This window comes from Geothrix limicola (genome assembly GCF_030268085.1).
GTDB lineage: Bacteria > Acidobacteriota > Holophagae > Holophagales > Holophagaceae > Geothrix > Geothrix limicola.
Window position 1 is genome coordinate 21,627 of the sequence record NZ_BSDE01000006.1, and the last position, 15,237, is coordinate 36,863.

Below are 15,237 nucleotides of genomic sequence, written 5' to 3' on the forward strand. Positions count from 1 at the left end.
ACGGATGCGGAAGGAGATCAGCCTTCGATGGAGAAGGCCGCGGGTTCTTCTTCCGCCAGGGCCGGATCCAGCTCTTCGCGGGTGAGCATCTCGACATCGATGCACAGCGCGTTGAGTTCCTTCTTCACGACGTTGAAGCTCTCGGGGAGGCCGGGATCCTTGATGGTCTCGCCCTTGATGATGGCCTGGTAGATCTGGGTGCGGCCGTGCATGTCGTCGGACTTGTAGGTGAGGAGTTCCTGCAGCACGTGGGCCGCGCCGTAGGCCTCGAGCGCCCAGACTTCCATCTCGCCGAAGCGCTGGCCACCGAACTGGGCCTTGCCGCCGAGGGGCTGCTGGGTGATGAGGCTGTAGGGCCCAATGCTCCGGGCGTGGATTTTGTTGTCCACGAGGTGGTGCAGCTTGAGCATGTAGACGCAACCCACGTTCACGGGCTGCTCGAAGGCCTCGCCGGTCATGCCGTCGAAGAGCATGGTCTTGCCGGAGACGTCGGGGCCCAGCTTGTTGTTCTTCTCCCAGGCCTGGGTGAGGAAGCCCTTGATGTCGGCTTCACGCGCACCGTCGAAGACGGGCGTGGAGAAGTGGACGCCGAGGGTCTTGCCGGCCCAGCCGAGGTGGCACTCGAGCACCTGGCCGATGTTCATACGGGAAGGCACGCCGAGGGGGTTCAGCACGATGTCCACGGGGCGGCCATCGGGCAGGTAGGGCATGTCCTCCACGGGGAGGATGCGGCTGACCACGCCCTTGTTGCCGTGGCGGCCGGCCATCTTGTCACCGACCTGCAGCTTGCGCTTGACGGCCACATAGCACTTCACGGTCTTGAGCACGCCGGGCATCAGCTCGTCGCCCTTGACGAGGCGCTCGATGCGCTCGTTCAGGATGTCGCGCAGGACCTTCAGCTGGCTTTCGGTCTTGTCGAGGATGTCGAGGACCTCGGCGTTGATGCGGGTCTTGCCGGCGGCCACCGAGATCTGGCGGAAGCGGTGGTAGGGCACGGCCTCCAGCATGTTCTGGGTGAGCTTCTTGCCCTTGGGCAGCAGTTCCTTGCCCTTGTCGTCTGAGAGGACCTCGTCGAGCTCCTTGCCCTTGAGCAGGGTCACGACCTTCTTCTTGGCCTCGGCGCGGATGATGCGCTCCTCGTCGGAGAGATCCTTCTCCCACTTGGCCATCTGGTCGCGCTCGATCTGCTGGGTGCGGAGATCCTTCTCCTGGCCCTTGCGGGTGAAGACCTTGATGTCGACCACCGTGCCTTCGATGCCCGGGGGCACCGTGAGGCTGGCGTCCTTCACGTCGCTGGCCTTCTCACCGAAGATGGCGCGGAGCAGCTTCTCTTCGGGGGAGAGGATGGTCTCGCCCTTGGGCGTGACCTTGCCCACCAGGATGTCGCCGTGGCGCACGGTGGCGCCGGTGCGGATGATGCCGCTGTCGTCGAGGTTCTTGAGGGCCTCTTCGCGGACCTGGGGGATGTCGCGGGTGATCTCTTCAGGCCCCAGCTTGGTGTCGCGAGCGTGGACCTCGAACTCTTCAATGTGGATGGTCGTGTAGAGGTCTTCCTTCACGACGCGCTCGGAGATCAGGATCGCGTCCTCGAAGTTGTAGCCGCGCCAGGGCATGTAGGCCACGACGAGGTTGCGGCCCAGGGCCAATTCGCCGTGATCGGTGCAGGGTCCGTCGGCGAGGATCTGGCCCTCGGTGACGTACTCGCCCTTCTTCACGAGGGGGGTCTGGTTGAGGCAGGTGTTCTGGTTCGAACGGGCGAACTTGACGAGCGTGTAGATGTCCACGCCGCTTTCTTCGCCTTCGGTCTCGGGATCATCCTCGACGCGCACGACGATGCGGTTCGCGTCCACGGTCTCGACGATGCCCGAGCGGCGGCAGACGACGCAGGCGCCAGAATCCTTGGCGGCCACGTACTCCATGCCGGTGCCCACGATGGGGGCCTCGGTGCGGATGAGGGGCACGGCCTGGCGCTGCATGTTCGCGCCCATGAGGGCTCGGTTGGCGTCGTCGTTCTCGAGGAAGGGGATGAGGCTGGCGGCCACGGAGACCACCTGCTTCGGACTCACGTCCATCAGCGTGACCTTGTCGCGAGAGACGATCTTCGTTTCGCCGGCGACGCGGACCGTGACGTCCTCGTCCTGGATCATGCCGTCCTTGTCCACGCGGACGTTGGCCTGGGCGATGACGTGCTCGTCCTCTTCCCACGCGGAGAGGTAGAAGGCGTGCATTTCATACTTGGCGGGGCGCTTGCCGGCCTTCTCGAGCTTCTTGTTCTCGGCCTCGAGGTCTTCCAGGCGGACCACTTCCATGTAGCCCAGCTTGGAGTCGCCCACGCTGGTGACCTTGGCGAAGTGGACGATGCGGCCGTTCTCGATCTTGAGGTAGGGGCTTTCGATGAAGCCGAACTCGTTGATGCGGGCGTAGCAGGACAGCGAGCTGATGAGGCCGATGTTCGGGCCTTCAGGCGTTTCGATGGGGCAGATGCGGCCGTAGTGCGAGGTGTGCACGTCGCGGACTTCGAAGCCCGCGCGGTCGCGGCTCAGACCGCCGGGTCCGAGGGCGGAGAGGCGGCGCTTGTGCGTGATCTCGGAGAGCGGGTTGGTCTGATCCATGAACTGGGAGAGCTGGCTTGAGCCGAAGAACTCCTTCATGGCCGCGATCACCGGCTTGCTGTTGATCAGGTCGTGGGCCTGCACGGGATTGTTGGGATCCTGCGCGATGCTAAATTTTTCCTTGATGGCGCGCTGCACGCGCACGAGGCCGACGCGGAAGCCGTTCTCCAGCAGCTCACCCACGGAACGCACGCGGCGGTTGCCCAGGTGATCGATGTCGTCGGCGCGGACGGGGGCGATTTCGCCGATGTCCTGACGGGTCGTGTCGTACTTCTTCAGGCGCAGCAGGTAGTGGATGGTCTGGATGAAGTCATCCGTGCCGAGCGTGCGGAACTCGAGGTCCGTGCTCAGGCCCAGCTTGGCGTTGATCTTGTGGCGACCCACCTTGCTCAGGTCGTATTTCTGGGGGTCGAAGAACATGCCGAAGAGCAGCTTCTTGCTGGATTCCAGCGTGGCGGGCTCACCGGGACGGATCTTCTTGAAGAGCTCCTTGGCGGCCTCTTCGCTGTCCTCGGTGTGATCCTTGGCTAGGGTCTCCGACAGCACCTTGCCCGTCGCGTCGGCTTCGGGGAAGCAGACGTCGAAGGACTGCACGTCGTTGGCCAGGAACATTTCGAGGTGGGTCTGGAGGAAGGGCTCGTTGGCTTCCATGAGCACTTCGCCGGTGCTCATGTTCACGATGTCCTGCAGGAGAACGGCGCCGTCCAGCATCTCGCGGGACACGGGCACGTCCTTGATCCCGGCCTTCTCCATCTGCTCGAGGAGGCGGCGGGTGATCTTCTTGTCCTTGGCCAGGACCACTTCCTTGGTCTTGGGGTGCTTCACATCCTCTTCGGTCTTCTTGCCCTGCAGATGGTCGCCCACGGCGACGCTCAGCTTGCCCTTCTTGAGGAAGAAGGTGGCGGGAGTGTAGAAGTGGCGGAGGATGGGCTCGTTGGAGCTGAGGCTTTCGCTGAACAGGCCCAGGGCGCGCATGAAGGTGGCGCCGAGGAACTTGCGCTTGCGGTCGATGCGGGCGTAGAGCAGGCCCTTGGAATCCAGCTCGAATTCGATCCAGGATCCGCGGTAGGGGATGATCTGGGCGCTGTAGAGGCTCTTGTCCGGGGCGATGCTGAAGAAGACGCCGGGGCTGCGGTGCAGCTGGCTCACGATCACGCGCTCGGTGCCATTGATGATGAAGGTGCCGCGGTCGGTCATGATCGGCAGGTCGCCGAAGTAGACTTCCGAATCCTGGCTCTGCTTGAAGCGGCGGTTGCCCTTGTCGTCCTTGTCGAACTGATTGAGACGCACGCGGATCTTCAGGGGGGCGGCCATGGTGGCGCCGCGCTCGACGCACTCGTCCATGCCCATCTTCTGCTTCATCGCGACGGGCTCCTGGCACACGTCACAGATGGTCGCGGCGTTCTTGTTGCGGGTGCCGCACTTGGGGCAGTCGACCGTGGGATCCTTCGGGTGGTCCGACACGATGCTGTGGCCGCAATGCTTGCAGCTCGTGCGGAGGTGCTCCAGCCCGAGGTACTTTTCACACTTGCAGGCCCAGTGGCCCACGGTGTAGTCGAGGAATTCGACTTCGAGGTTCGCGTCGGTTCCGTCGGCGTTCTTGCCGTTGTGCACGGGGAACATGGACTCGAAGACGGCCTTCAGGCCGCGCGGGTCCCGCTCGCTGTGCAGCAGGTTCATCTGGAGGAATTCGTCGTAGCTCCGCTTCTGGATGTCGATCAGGTTCGGAATGGGAACCAGGGACCGGATCTTCGAGAAGTTGTGGCGCTGGCGGTAGATGTTCTGCTGAACACTCATGGTTCGCTCCAGGTGAAGTTGGCGGAACCTTCTATGGACGGCTCACAGCGAAAACGCAGCGGTGAGCCTTGAGCAAAGACGGCTTTGTCCCAGGGCCACGGCCCCGGGAGGGATCACATTCAAGACTGCGGGGCACCCTGATACGGGCCGATGGCCAACCCGCCACCCATCGGTGGAAGGTGTGGCCCAGAAACGAAGATGGCGCTAAGACGGCGGGCGTTTGGCAACCAGGGGCCTTTATGAGGGCGGAATCCGAACGGGAATACCGGACGGAAGGAATAATCGTACCACATCCAGACAAAACCGCAAAGCGCAAGGTGCGAGACGCACCCCACGCTTTGCGTTAATGCTCTGTCGAAAACTACTTGATTTCGACCTTGGCGCCAGCGGCTTCGAGCTTTTCCTTGATCTTGGCAGCTTCGTCCTTGGCCACGCCTTCCTTGACGGCCTTGGGGGCGCCATCGACCAGGTCCTTGGCTTCCTTGAGGCCCAGGCCGGCGACGATCTCGCGGACGGCCTTGATGACGTTCAGCTTGTTGGCGCCGGCGTCGGCCAGGATGACGTTGAACTCGGTCTGCTCTTCGGCGGCAACGGCCGGAGCAGCGCCGCCGGCCGCGGGAGCGGCCATGGCAGCGGCGGACACGCCGAAGCGGTCCTCGAGGGCCTTGACCAGGTTCGCCAGGTCAAGGACGGTCATGGTTTCGATTTCAGCGATGAGCTGATCGGCAGTGAGAGCCATGATGGCCTCCTAAAATTCGAAAATGAGGTTTTGGATTCGGGGTTGGGGCGCTACTCGCCGGCCTTCTGCTTGCGGATGCCTTCGAGGGCGACCGCCAGACCGGAGATGGGGTACTGCATGAGGTAGAGCAGCTTGGCGATGAGCACCTCGCGGCTGGGCAGGTCCGCGAGGACCTGGAGCTGCTTGGCGTCGAACAGCTTGCCATCCATGACGCCGGCCTTGAAGGTCGCCGCAGGATTATCCTTCAGGAAGCCGTTGACGGCCTTGGCCAGCGCGATGACGTCTTCGCTGGTGGTGGCGACGGCACTGCAGCCCTTGAAGGAATCGCCGAGGGCTTCGAAGGAGGTGTCCTTCACGGCCAGGCGGAGCAGGGTGTTCTTGCTGACGCGGTACTGGGCCTTGCTCTCACGGACGCTCTTGCGGAAGGAGGTGTCCTTCCCGACCACGAGCCCCTTGAATTCGATCACGACCGCCGAGGTGGCAGTGGAGAACGTGTTCTTGAGTTCGGCGACTTCAGCGATTTTCTGATTCTTTTCCATGGTCAGTCTCCTACTTCTCAACGCTTGCAGTGTTGAGGGTGACCGACGGGCCCATGGTGGAGGCGATATACATCGTCTTCACGTACTTGCCCTTCGCCGTGGCGGGCTTGGCCCTGTGAACGGCATCGATGAGCGCCTTGGCGTTCTCTTCCAGCTTCTCGACGCCGAAGGAGAGCTTGCCCACGGGCGCGTGGATGATGCCGGTCTTGTCGACACGGTATTCCACCTTGCCGGCCTTGATTTCCTTGATGGCCTTGACCACGTCGAAAGTCACGGTTCCGGTCTTGGGGTTGGGCATGAGGCCGCGGGGACCGAGCACTTTGCCCAGACGTCCAACGCCCTTCATCATGTCGGGGGTCGCCACGAGTGCATCGAAGTCCAGGAATCCGCCGGCGATCTTCTCGACCAGCTCGTCCCCGCCCACGATCTCGGCGCCCGCCGCTTCCGCTTCCTTGATCTTCTCGCCGCCCGCGATCACCGCCACACGCATGGTCTTGCCCGTTCCGTGGGGCAGGACGATGGTGCCGCGAACCATCTGGTCCGCGTGCCGGGGATCCACACCGAGCCTCATGTGCACTTCAACCGTTTCGTCGAACTTGGCGTAAGCCGTGTCCTTCACGACGGTCAGAGCGTCCTTCAGCTCGTAGGGGCGATCTTCGATCTTGGCCGCGGCAGCCCGGTACTTCTTTCCAGGTTTTGCCATATTGGCTCCATTCGAACAATCTCCCGCGATGACGGTCGCGGTGGCCGGGATCGCCGCACGACGCGGCTTTCCAACAAAAAAACAAAATCAAAAATGAGGTTCGCGTGGGCTTGGGACCCACGCGAGAAAAGCTGGCCTAATCGATGACGTCGACGCCCATGGAGCGGGCGGAGCCGGCGATGGAACGGACGGCGGCTTCGAGGCTGCCGGCCGTGAGGTCGGGCATCTTCACCTTGGCGATCTCGGCGAGCTGAGCCTTGGTGATCTTGCCGACCTTGGTCTTGTTGGGCGTGGCGCTGCCCTTGTCGAGGCCGATCTTCTTCTTGATCAGCACGGCGGCGGGCGGGGTCTTCAGGATGAAGCTGAAGCTGCGGTCGGCGTAGACGGTGATGACGACGGGCAGCGTAGTGCCCTTCTCCACGGCGGTCACGGACTTCGCGTTGAACTGCTTCACGAACTCCATGATGTTGACGCCGTGCTGGCCCAGCGCGGGACCGACGGGAGGCGCAGGCGTGGCTTCACCCGCGGGCAGCTGCAGCTTGATGTAGCCAGTGATCTTCTTTGCCATGTTTGAATCTCCCGCGGGGGATTCCGGCGCATGCCGGCGACGCCCGCCTTGAGGGTGGCGAGCCTAAATGGCCGCCGACCGGGTTTGAAAAGGTCCCGGTCCGAAGGGACCGGGACTGAAAAGTCTATCAAAAGGGACTGGAAAAGTCTTCAGACGATTAAGAAAATCCGAGTCCAGCTCCGGGGTCCAGCACGCAGCGCGCTTCCCCGAACCGTTTCGTCCTACCGCTTCTCGACCTGGATGAAGTCCAGCTCGACGGGCGTAGAGCGGCCGAAGACCGTGACCATGACCTTGATGGTCGAGCGCTCTTCGTGGATCTCTTCCACGTCGCCTTCGAAGTTGGCGAAGGGTCCATCGATGATGCGGACCTTCTCGCCCTTTTCGAAGTGGTACTTCGGCTTGGGCTTTTCCTGGGTCTCTTCGGTGTGGTGCATGATCTGGCGGACTTCCTCATCCGTCAGGGGCGTGGGGCGCTTCTTGTTGGCGCCCACGAAGCTCGTCACCTTCGGTGTGTTGCGCACGAGGTGCCAGTCGGCATCCGCCATCTCCACCGAGCCGTCGGGCTTGCGCTCCACCTGGATCTGCACGAGCAGGTAGCCAGGGAACGACTTGCGCTTCTTGACGACGCGCTCCTTCTTGCCGGACTTGGCGTCGACCTTCATTTCCTCGTAGGTCTCTTCGGGGATCTGGATGTCGCCGAAGTTGTCGTCGCGCTCTTCCATCTTGATGCGCTGACGGAGGTGCTCCATCACCTTGGCCTCATAGCCGGAATAGGTGTGGATGATGAACCACTTCAGCTCGCGGCCCTGAGGCTGCGCGGCCGTGTCCTGGGGGGTGCTCACGAGATCGCTCATGTCTGCCTCCGCTTCAGCGAGTCTTCATCCACAGCACCGCAAAGCCCTTGGAGAAGACCCAGTCCACGGACCAGAGGTAGACCCCAACGAACACCGAGACGATGGCCACGGTCCAGGCGGAGGTCATCACCTTCTCCTTGCTGGGCCAATCCACTCGATCGAGTTCGGCGAAGAGATCCTTGGCCTGTTGCTTGATGGCACCGATCACGATGGACCCCGTGGAAAGGATGTCGATCTGAAAAACCTGGCCCCGAGCGAGATCGCCGGGGCCGGGGAATTGGCAGGGGAGACAGGTTTCGAACCCGCGACCTGCGGATTTGGAGTCCGCTGCTCTACCAGCTGAGCTACTCCCCTGTGGGACCGCCCGGCGTCTGGTAGGAGCCGGGCGGGAAACCCTCGGACCGGAGTCTTACTTCGACTCGCGGTGAATCTTGTAACCGCCACAGAAACGGCAGAACTTGTTGAATTCAAGCTTGCCCGTGGTGGTCTTCTTGTTCTTGGTGGTGCTGTAGTTCTTACGCTTGCATTCCTGGCACTGCAGGTGAATGATGTCGCGCATTGGGACCTCCTAAGTCGGAGGGCGGTTCTGGCTTAGGCCAGGATCTCGCCCACGTTGCCGGCGCCCACCGTGCGACCACCCTCGCGGATGGCGAACTTCAGGCCCTTGTCCATGGCGATGGGCTGGATCAGCTCAACCGTCAGGGTGACGTTGTCGCCAGGCATCACCATTTCACGGCCGGCCTCGAGCTCGATGGAGCCGGTCACGTCGGTGGTGCGGAAGTAGAACTGGGGGCGGTACTTGTTGAAGAAGGGAGTGTGGCGTCCGCCCTCTTCCTTCGTCAGCACGTAGACCTGGGCATTGAACTTGGTGTGGGGGGTGATGCTGCCGGGCTTGGCGAGCACCTGACCGCGCTCCACATCCTTGCGCTCCACGCCGCGGAGCAGGATGCCGGCGTTGTCACCAGCCTGGCCCTGATCCAGGGACTTGCGGAACATCTCGACGCCGGTCACGACCTTCTTGACGGTGTCCTTGAGGCCGATGATTTCGATTTCCTCGCCGACCTTGACGATGCCCTGCTCGATGCGGCCGGTCACCACGGTGCCGCGGCCGGTGATCGTGAACACGTCCTCGACGGGCATGATGAAGGGCTTGTCGATGGCGCGGACGGGATCGGGAATGTAGGCGTCGACGGCAGCCATGAGCTCATGGATGCAGGCGCAGTCCGGATGATCGGGCGTCTCGGCGTGATCCAGGGCCAGACGGGCGGAACCCTTGATGATGGGGATCTCGTCGCCGGGGTACTGGTAAGAGGACAGCAGGTCGCGGATTTCCATCTCGACCAGCTCGGCGAGCTCGGGATCGGCGATGTCGATCTTGTTCATGAAGACAACGATGTAGGGCACGCCGACCTGACGGGCGAGCAGGATGTGCTCACGGGTCTGGGGCATGGGGCCGTCGGTGGCGGCGACCACGAGGATGGCGCCGTCCATCTGGGCCGCACCGGTGATCATGTTCTTCACGTAGTCCGCGTGGCCGGGGCAGTCGACGTGCGCGTAGTGGCGCTTGTCGGTCTGGTACTCGACGTGGGCGGTGTTAATCGTGATCCCGCGGGCCTTTTCCTCGGGCGCGGAGTCGATCTGGTCGTAGGACTTGGTCTCGCCACCGAACTTCTTGGAAAGCACGAACGTGATGGCAGCGGTCAGCGTCGTTTTGCCGTGATCCACGTGCCCGATGGTGCCGATGTTGACGTGGGTCTTCGAGCGGTCGAATTTCTCTTTGGCCACGGATACCTCCTGAAGGGTGGGAGAGAAGATGAAGGAGAAGTGCGATGCAAAAAGGTGGAGCCCACAACCGGGCTTGAACCGGTGACCTCTTCCTTACCAAGGAAGTGCTCTACCGCTGAGCTATGTGGGCTTTGAACCTTCCCGCCGCGAGGCGGGGGCCTTTCCATCAGCCGGGCGGAACCGGCGGACGGGGAGGGTGGAGCGGGAAACGGGGTTCGAACCCGCGACATTCAGCTTGGAAGGCTGACGCTCTACCAACTGAGCTATTCCCGCGGTAACTCCGTGGACGGGACCCAGTCGTCCCAACAAAGGGGACTGGTGCCGAGAGAAGGATTCGAACCTCCGTAACGCGTTGCGTGGCAGATTTACAGTCTGCTGCCATTAACCACTCGGCCATCTCGGCATGCTTGTCCAGCGCCCCTCCCGGGGCTTGTCAATGCCTTCCGGAAGCATCCGGAAAGCTTCCCGACGGAACCCCTTGGGGCGCCGTGTCAGGGTCACTGCGAGGCAGGGCTTTCCTGACAGGGAACTCGAAAGGTATCACGGCAACGGAACGGCCTCAAGAGGAAACTTCTCGGCGGCCGAGGTCAAGCGCCCAGGTCAAGCGCTGTGCCCGCGCCGCGCGAGCACGCGAAACAAGGTGATGGCGGCCGCGGCGGACACGTTCAAACTCTCGATGCCGCCGGGCATGGGGATGTGCAGCAGGCCATCGCAGCGCTCGCGGATCTTGAGGTGGAGCCCTTCCCCTTCGGCGCCCATGACAAGCACCGTGGCCCGGTCGAAGGCCTCGCCCAGGTAGTCGCGGCTGCCTTCGCCCGCGGCCAGCCCGTAGATCCAGGCCCCAGCTTCCTTCAGGTCATCGAGAGCGCGGCCCAGGTTCACCACGCGGCACACGGGCACCCGGCCCGCCGTGCCTGCGCTGGCGCGGACGACGGTCTCATTCACGGCGGCGGAGCGCCGCTCCGGCAGGATCACGCCGTCCACGGCGGCGGCCGCGGCGGAGCGCAGGATGGCGCCCAGGTTGTGGGGATCGGTGACACCGTCCAGCGCCAGCACGAGCGCCGCGTTGCCCTTGGCCTTCACCGCTGCGGTGACGGCCTCGAAGTCCGTGTAGGCGAAGGGTCCGCCCTCCCCCAGCACGCCCTGGTGCCGTTGTCCCTGAGCCCGGCGATCCAGGCTTTCCATGGGATCGCGATGCACCACCACGCCGGCGGCACGGGCTTCGGAGACCAGCTTCGCCACGCGGTTGAAGGCGGCGGGAGCGATCCACAGGCTGTGCAGCTCCCCCCGGGATAGCGCCTCTTCGCAGGCGTGGGGACCCAGGTAGCGCATGGCTAGAACATCTTCTTGAAGCCGAGGGCCACCAGGTGCCCCATGCCTTCCATGCGCACCCGGTTGATGGGGGTGGCCACGAATCCCGAGGCGCCCCAGTCTCCCGTCAGGCGGTGGGTGTCCTGGTCTTCGCTCTGACGGTACTGGTAGCCGATGCTCAGCTCTCCGCCCCACATCTTGTAGCCGGCGCCGAAGGAGAAGGTTGCCGAGTTCGAGCCGCCCAGCAGGGGTTCGGTGCGGCTTTCATCCACGCTGCGCTGATCGAGGGAAATGCCGCCCCGCAGGGTCCAGAACTTCCCGAGCTCCAGTTCCGCCGAGGCGCTCACGCCCAAGTGGCTCTTGCCCCTGGGCAGTTCGGCCGGGGCCGAGGTCAGGCCCGAAGGCGTCTGCACCGTCGAAAAGGAAGGCATCTGCAGACTGGCCGAGGTCCATCGGAGATCCGCTTCCCAGGTCAGGATCGGCATGAAGCGATGGCGCACACCAAGGGTGGTCTGCGAAGGCAGCTCCAGGGTGCCGTGGCCCGGAAGCACCTGAGCCCGCGCCAGCAGGATTGCGGCCCGGGCTTCTGCGCCCACCGGGGCGGGCCTGAAGCCGTTGTTGCCGTAGAGCCCCAGGTTCGCGTCCCGGAATCCCGCCTTCATGTCGAGGTCACCCTTGAGTCCGGACTGGTGCGCAAAGCCCAGGGTCCACCGGGGGTTGAGGGCCCAGCGGGCACCAAGGGAGTAGCTGGGCACGACCTTGTTCCCGCTCTGACCGACCCGCTGCTCCACGAGTCCATCCACGGCATTCGTCGAGGAGGCCGGAAGGGTCGGATCATCGGGCAGGTTCAGTCGCACCACGTGGGTGGATTCGAAGGAGAGGCGCGCGGCCCCCACCCCGATGCCCACGGAGAAGTTCGGATTGAAGGCCCAGGCCGCCTGGAATTCCATCCGCCGCGCGGACAGATCGAGGCCGTCGCCGTAGTAGCGGCTCGGCGCCGTATCCTCGAACTTCCCATGGCGGAGATAGGGATTGTCGGCCTTCAGGCCCAGGGTGAGCGTCGAAGAGAGCCGCGTGGCCATGCCGAAGCCACCGATGCTGCGGTTGCGGTCGAAACTGAACCGGGATACCTGGTCGGCCTCGAGGCTCTGCTGGAAGGATGACGACTCCAGCCCAGCCGCGATGTAGATGCCGCCCTTCTCCTTGAGCGAGGCCAACAGGGCGGGATTAGTGGCTGCGGCCTCCAGGCTGTAGCCGTAGGCCACCTGTGTGCCGCCGCGCGCGATGCCGGCGGGATCGGCGGCCGGAAGGGCCATGCTTTGAGCGGCCACCGGCAGGGCGCCCACGCCCAGCACCAGTCCCATTCCCATCACTCCACGAACCACTAGGGCCATACCCGACGCCTCCCGATACACGCTGCTTGCCTGATGCACGCTTCTTGAATGGCTCGAACCCCGAAAGGGTTCAAACCCAAGGCTCCAGGATCGCCAAAAGGGGCCAATTCACCAAGAGAAGTGTTCCAAACGGCGCCCGGATCAGTGGTCGGACTCGCCCATGAAGCGGACCAGCAGGCGGTCCACCAGCTCCCAGACCTCCAGGAGGGCCGCCAGGCACATCACGAGGCCGAAGCCCAGGGCCAGGGCACGCCCCCAGGGCCCGGTGATGGCCCGGCAGAAGCCCGGCCAATGCCAGAACAGGGAGGGCAGCTTCAGCCTTCCGTAGAAGGCGAGCGTAGACAGAAGCATCCCGCCCCACAGCAGGTAGAAGAACCTCAGCGCTCGAAAGAGGACGTCCCAGGCGAAGGGACGGGGTCGGGAAACAGGCATGGAGGGATCAGCATAACCGGGAACGATCCTTCTGCATGGAGAAGCTCGAAGAGGCCCTCCAACGGTCGATCAGCCCCGGAGCGTCTGCCACCCCAGCCGGAGGATCAGCACGGACACCACGCCGATGAACACGCCGCGCACCCAGCCGCTGCCTTTGCTGAGGGCCACGTGGGCGCCGAGGTAGCCCCCCACCCCGTTTGCGACGGCCATGCCCAGGGCGACGGAGGGGATCCAGCTGCCCTGCCACACGAAGAGGCCCATGGCCGTCAGGTTCGAGGCCCAGTTCACGCTCTTGGCCATGGCCGAAGACCGCAGGAAGTCGAACCCGAGGATGGCCACGAAGAGGAAGATCAGCAGCGAGCCGGTACCGGGACCGAAGAAACCGTCGTAGAAGCCCAGGGCCAGGGCGATGAGGGCCGCGAGGCCGCGCTGATGCCCCTGGCCGAACCGTGGCGCGTGCAGGTGGCCGAGGTCGGGCTTGAGCAGGGTGAAGGCCAGCATGGCTACCAGGAGGCCCAGCATCACCGGTCGCAGGAAGTCCCCGTGCATGCGGTAGGTGAGCCAGACACCGCCAGATGCGCCAAGGGCCGAGGCCAGCACCGGCCCGATCATTTCGCGCCACGAGAGCGTTCCCGAGCGCAGGAACTTCCCCGCGGCCATGGTGGTGCCCGTGCAGGCCACCACCTTGTTCGTGCCGAGCAGGGTGGGCAGCGGCGTGCCCGCCGGCAACCCGATCATCAGGGCCGGCACCGTGATCAGCCCGCCCCCGCCCACGACGGCGTCGATGAAACCCGCCAGGAGCGCGGCGAGCGCGAGAAGGGCGAGGGCGGAAAGGGAAGGCACGAAGCAGACATCCTGTTCAATGCCCTCGCCGGACCTCGTCCCACGCGGGCGTGATTCTGACCCTCGCCGGGTCCCGGCTTCGCGCGCTGCACAGCAGCGTGCTCCGCCACCCGGTGGGGTCAGACTTTGAGGATCTCGGCCTCTTTCACCTTCATGGCCTCGTCGATCTCCTTGATGTGGACGTCGGTCAGCTTCTGGATGTCCTCCAGGGCCTTCTTCGCCGCGTCTTCGGAGATGTGGCCTTCCTTTGCCTTCTCGAGCTTCTTCACGTCCTCATTGGCGTCGCGGCGGATGTTGCGCACGCCGGTCTTGATCTCCTCGCCCAGGCGGTGGAGCACCTTCACCAGCTCCTTGCGGCGCTCCTCCGTGAGCATGGGGATGGGCAGGCGGATGACGTTGCCGTCGTTGCCCGGATTGATGCCCAGTTCGGATTTGAGGATGGCCGTCTCGATGGCCTTGATGGCGCTCTTGTCGAAGGGCTGGACCACGAGCATGCCCGCCTCGGGCACCGACACGGTGGCCATCTGGTTCACGGGCACCATGGAGCCGTAGTACTCGACGTGCACGTTGTCCAGCAGGCTGGCGTTGGCCCGGCCCGTCCGGATGGTGGCCATCTCCTTCTTCAGCGCCTCCACGGACGCGTGCATGCGGCGCTTGGTCTCTTGAAGGATGACGTCGGGGGTCTGGGCGGACATGGGCACCTCGTGGAGTACAGCCTTCCTTTATACAACACGGGGGCTCCCCCCGCAGGTTCTCCGCTGCGTGCTAGAGTGAGGCACTTTCCCGAGGTCCCCATGCGCACGCTTCGCCTGCTGGCCCCCTTGGCGTCCCTGACCCTGGTCGCTGCCCCCGCCTCGACGGAGATGGCCCTGACCAGCGCCGACGGCTTCGCCCTCAAGGGCACGCTCTTCCTCCCCGCCGCGAAGGGCAAGGTCCCCGTCGTGATCCTGGCCCACCAGTTCGGCTCGGACCGCAGCGGCTGGGCGCCCCTCGCGGAGCGCCTCGCGGCCCGCGGCATCGGCACCCTCGCCCTGGACCTGAGGGGTCATGGCGCCAGCACTCAGAAAAACGGCGCCGAGGTGGCGGTCTCCAGGGATTTCGCAGCCTCGGCCAAGGCCGTGGGCTTCGAGCACATCCCCGCCGACCTGGCCCAGGCCGCCGCCTGGCTCCGCAAACAACCCGGCGTGGACGGCCGTCGCATCGGCCTCACCGGCGCCAGCCTGGGGGCTTTCGCCGCGCTGCTCGCCGCCCCCGAGGTGAAGCCCGTGTCCGTACTCTGCCTCAGCCCCGCCGGAAGCGAGGCCTTCGGGTCGGGGGCCCGCGAAAAGCTGAAGGGCGCCGTGCTTCGCAGCCGCGCCTCGACTCTGATCCTCGCCTCCACCGCCGACAAGGAAGCTGCCGAGAACGCCGCCAGCCTGAAGGATCTTCCGGGCGTGGCCCTGAACTTCGTGGAAGGCGACGCCCACGGCTTCGCCTATCTCAAAGAACGGGCCGAGCTCATGGCCATCTTCTTCGGGGAATACCTCACCTATCACCACACGGGAGAGGCCGTGGCCACGACCTCCACCAAGTCCGCCGGCACCCCGAAGAACGTCATCAATGACGAGACCCTGGCCGAACGGACCAAGGGCGAAGCCAAGAAGTAGGCCCGGCCGGAGTC

The 15,237-nt window shown here is 64.3% G+C and carries 15 protein-coding genes and 4 tRNA genes; 1 reads left to right on the forward strand and 18 read right to left on the reverse strand.

Going from position 1 to position 15,237, the window contains the following annotated elements; genetic code table 11:
- Positions 1-17 precede the first annotated feature (17 nt).
- The 18 genes from rpoB to frr all read right to left on the reverse strand — a co-directional run bounded on the left by rpoB (position 18) and on the right by frr (position 14,272).
- Entirely contained in the window at positions 18-4,409 is a 4,392-nt protein-coding gene (gene rpoB / locus QSJ34_RS14210) for a DNA-directed RNA polymerase subunit beta (RefSeq protein WP_285576387.1), read from the reverse strand.
- 361 nt (positions 4,410-4,770) lie between these two features.
- On the reverse strand, positions 4,771-5,148 hold the full coding sequence (gene rplL, locus QSJ34_RS14215; protein WP_285576388.1) for a 50S ribosomal protein L7/L12: 378 nt from the start codon (positions 5,146-5,148) through the stop codon (positions 4,771-4,773).
- A 50-nt stretch (positions 5,149-5,198) separates the two neighbouring features.
- On the reverse strand, positions 5,199-5,687 hold the full coding sequence (gene rplJ / locus QSJ34_RS14220) for a 50S ribosomal protein L10 (RefSeq protein ID WP_285576390.1): 489 nt from the start codon (positions 5,685-5,687) through the stop codon (positions 5,199-5,201).
- Between the two features lie 10 nt (positions 5,688-5,697).
- Positions 5,698-6,390, reverse strand: coding sequence for a 50S ribosomal protein L1 (gene rplA, locus QSJ34_RS14225; RefSeq protein ID WP_285576392.1), 693 nt, complete (start codon positions 6,388-6,390; stop codon positions 5,698-5,700).
- Between the two features lie 136 nt (positions 6,391-6,526).
- The gene (gene rplK / locus QSJ34_RS14230) at positions 6,527-6,958 is read right to left on the reverse strand and encodes a 50S ribosomal protein L11 (protein WP_285576394.1); all 432 of its coding nucleotides are present in this window, start codon (positions 6,956-6,958) and stop codon (positions 6,527-6,529) included.
- Positions 6,959-7,179: 221 nt separating this feature from the next.
- A complete protein-coding gene (gene nusG, locus QSJ34_RS14235; RefSeq protein WP_285576395.1) occupies positions 7,180-7,812 on the reverse strand; it encodes a transcription termination/antitermination protein NusG in 633 nt (210 codons plus the stop codon).
- A gap of 13 nt (positions 7,813-7,825) precedes the next feature.
- Entirely contained in the window at positions 7,826-8,020 is a 195-nt protein-coding gene (gene secE / locus QSJ34_RS14240; protein ID WP_285576397.1) for a preprotein translocase subunit SecE, read from the reverse strand.
- 70 nt (positions 8,021-8,090) lie between these two features.
- Positions 8,091-8,166 (reverse strand) — tRNA-Trp (locus QSJ34_RS14245).
- A 55-nt stretch (positions 8,167-8,221) separates the two neighbouring features.
- The gene (rpmG, locus tag QSJ34_RS14250; RefSeq protein ID WP_285576399.1) at positions 8,222-8,371 is read right to left on the reverse strand and encodes a 50S ribosomal protein L33; all 150 of its coding nucleotides are present in this window, start codon (positions 8,369-8,371) and stop codon (positions 8,222-8,224) included.
- 32 nt (positions 8,372-8,403) lie between these two features.
- Positions 8,404-9,597: an elongation factor Tu gene (gene tuf, locus QSJ34_RS14255; protein WP_285576401.1), complete on the reverse strand. Its 1,194-nt coding sequence runs from the start codon at positions 9,595-9,597 to the stop codon at positions 8,404-8,406.
- 55 nt (positions 9,598-9,652) lie between these two features.
- Positions 9,653-9,727: transfer RNA gene (locus QSJ34_RS14260), tRNA-Thr, on the reverse strand.
- A 67-nt stretch (positions 9,728-9,794) separates the two neighbouring features.
- Positions 9,795-9,870 (reverse strand) — tRNA-Gly (locus tag QSJ34_RS14265).
- Positions 9,871-9,913: 43 nt separating this feature from the next.
- Positions 9,914-10,000 (reverse strand) — tRNA-Tyr (locus QSJ34_RS14270).
- Positions 10,001-10,197: 197 nt separating this feature from the next.
- Entirely contained in the window at positions 10,198-10,929 is a 732-nt protein-coding gene (rlmB, locus tag QSJ34_RS14275; RefSeq protein ID WP_285576402.1) for a 23S rRNA (guanosine(2251)-2'-O)-methyltransferase RlmB, read from the reverse strand.
- Positions 10,930-10,931: 2 nt separating this feature from the next.
- Positions 10,932-12,278, reverse strand: a complete 1,347-nt coding sequence (locus QSJ34_RS14280) for an OmpP1/FadL family transporter (protein ID WP_285576403.1) — start codon at positions 12,276-12,278, stop codon at positions 10,932-10,934.
- A 165-nt stretch (positions 12,279-12,443) separates the two neighbouring features.
- Positions 12,444-12,734, reverse strand: a complete 291-nt coding sequence (locus tag QSJ34_RS14285; RefSeq protein ID WP_285576405.1) for a hypothetical protein — start codon at positions 12,732-12,734, stop codon at positions 12,444-12,446.
- Positions 12,735-12,803: 69 nt separating this feature from the next.
- Positions 12,804-13,577 (reverse strand): TSUP family transporter, encoded by a 774-nt coding sequence (locus QSJ34_RS14290; protein WP_285576407.1) that lies wholly within the window; start codon positions 13,575-13,577, stop codon positions 12,804-12,806.
- A 119-nt stretch (positions 13,578-13,696) separates the two neighbouring features.
- Complete coding sequence (frr, locus tag QSJ34_RS14295) at positions 13,697-14,272, reverse strand: ribosome recycling factor (protein ID WP_285576409.1); 576 nt, start codon at positions 14,270-14,272, stop codon at positions 13,697-13,699.
- 99 nt (positions 14,273-14,371) lie between these two features.
- On the opposite strand from frr, the gene QSJ34_RS14300 reads away from it, so the two are divergent.
- Positions 14,372-15,223: an alpha/beta hydrolase gene (locus QSJ34_RS14300; protein WP_285576411.1), complete on the forward strand. Its 852-nt coding sequence runs from the start codon at positions 14,372-14,374 to the stop codon at positions 15,221-15,223.
- Positions 15,224-15,237: the final 14 nt, after the last annotated feature.

What these genes read in the sequence shown, in the direction of transcription:
- rlmB (WP_285576402.1), bottom strand. Translation starts at nt 10,929, where the DNA reads ATGCGCTACCTGGGTCCCCACGCCTGCGAAGAGGCGCTATCCCGGGGG.
- rpoB (WP_285576387.1), bottom strand. Translation starts at nt 4,409, where the DNA reads ATGAGTGTTCAGCAGAACATCTACCGCCAGCGCCACAACTTCTCGAAG.
- rplK (WP_285576394.1), bottom strand. Translation starts at nt 6,958, where the DNA reads ATGGCAAAGAAGATCACTGGCTACATCAAGCTGCAGCTGCCCGCGGGT.
- nusG (WP_285576395.1), bottom strand. Translation starts at nt 7,812, where the DNA reads ATGAGCGATCTCGTGAGCACCCCCCAGGACACGGCCGCGCAGCCTCAG.
- rpmG (WP_285576399.1), bottom strand. Translation starts at nt 8,371, where the DNA reads ATGCGCGACATCATTCACCTGCAGTGCCAGGAATGCAAGCGTAAGAAC.
- frr (WP_285576409.1), bottom strand. Translation starts at nt 14,272, where the DNA reads ATGTCCGCCCAGACCCCCGACGTCATCCTTCAAGAGACCAAGCGCCGC.
- QSJ34_RS14280 (WP_285576403.1), bottom strand. Translation starts at nt 12,278, where the DNA reads ATGGGAATGGGACTGGTGCTGGGCGTGGGCGCCCTGCCGGTGGCCGCT.
- QSJ34_RS14300 (WP_285576411.1), top strand. Translation starts at nt 14,372, where the DNA reads ATGCGCACGCTTCGCCTGCTGGCCCCCTTGGCGTCCCTGACCCTGGTC.
- QSJ34_RS14285 (WP_285576405.1), bottom strand. Translation starts at nt 12,734, where the DNA reads ATGCCTGTTTCCCGACCCCGTCCCTTCGCCTGGGACGTCCTCTTTCGA.
- rplJ (WP_285576390.1), bottom strand. Translation starts at nt 5,687, where the DNA reads ATGGAAAAGAATCAGAAAATCGCTGAAGTCGCCGAACTCAAGAACACG.
- rplA (WP_285576392.1), bottom strand. Translation starts at nt 6,390, where the DNA reads ATGGCAAAACCTGGAAAGAAGTACCGGGCTGCCGCGGCCAAGATCGAA.
- rplL (WP_285576388.1), bottom strand. Translation starts at nt 5,148, where the DNA reads ATGGCTCTCACTGCCGATCAGCTCATCGCTGAAATCGAAACCATGACC.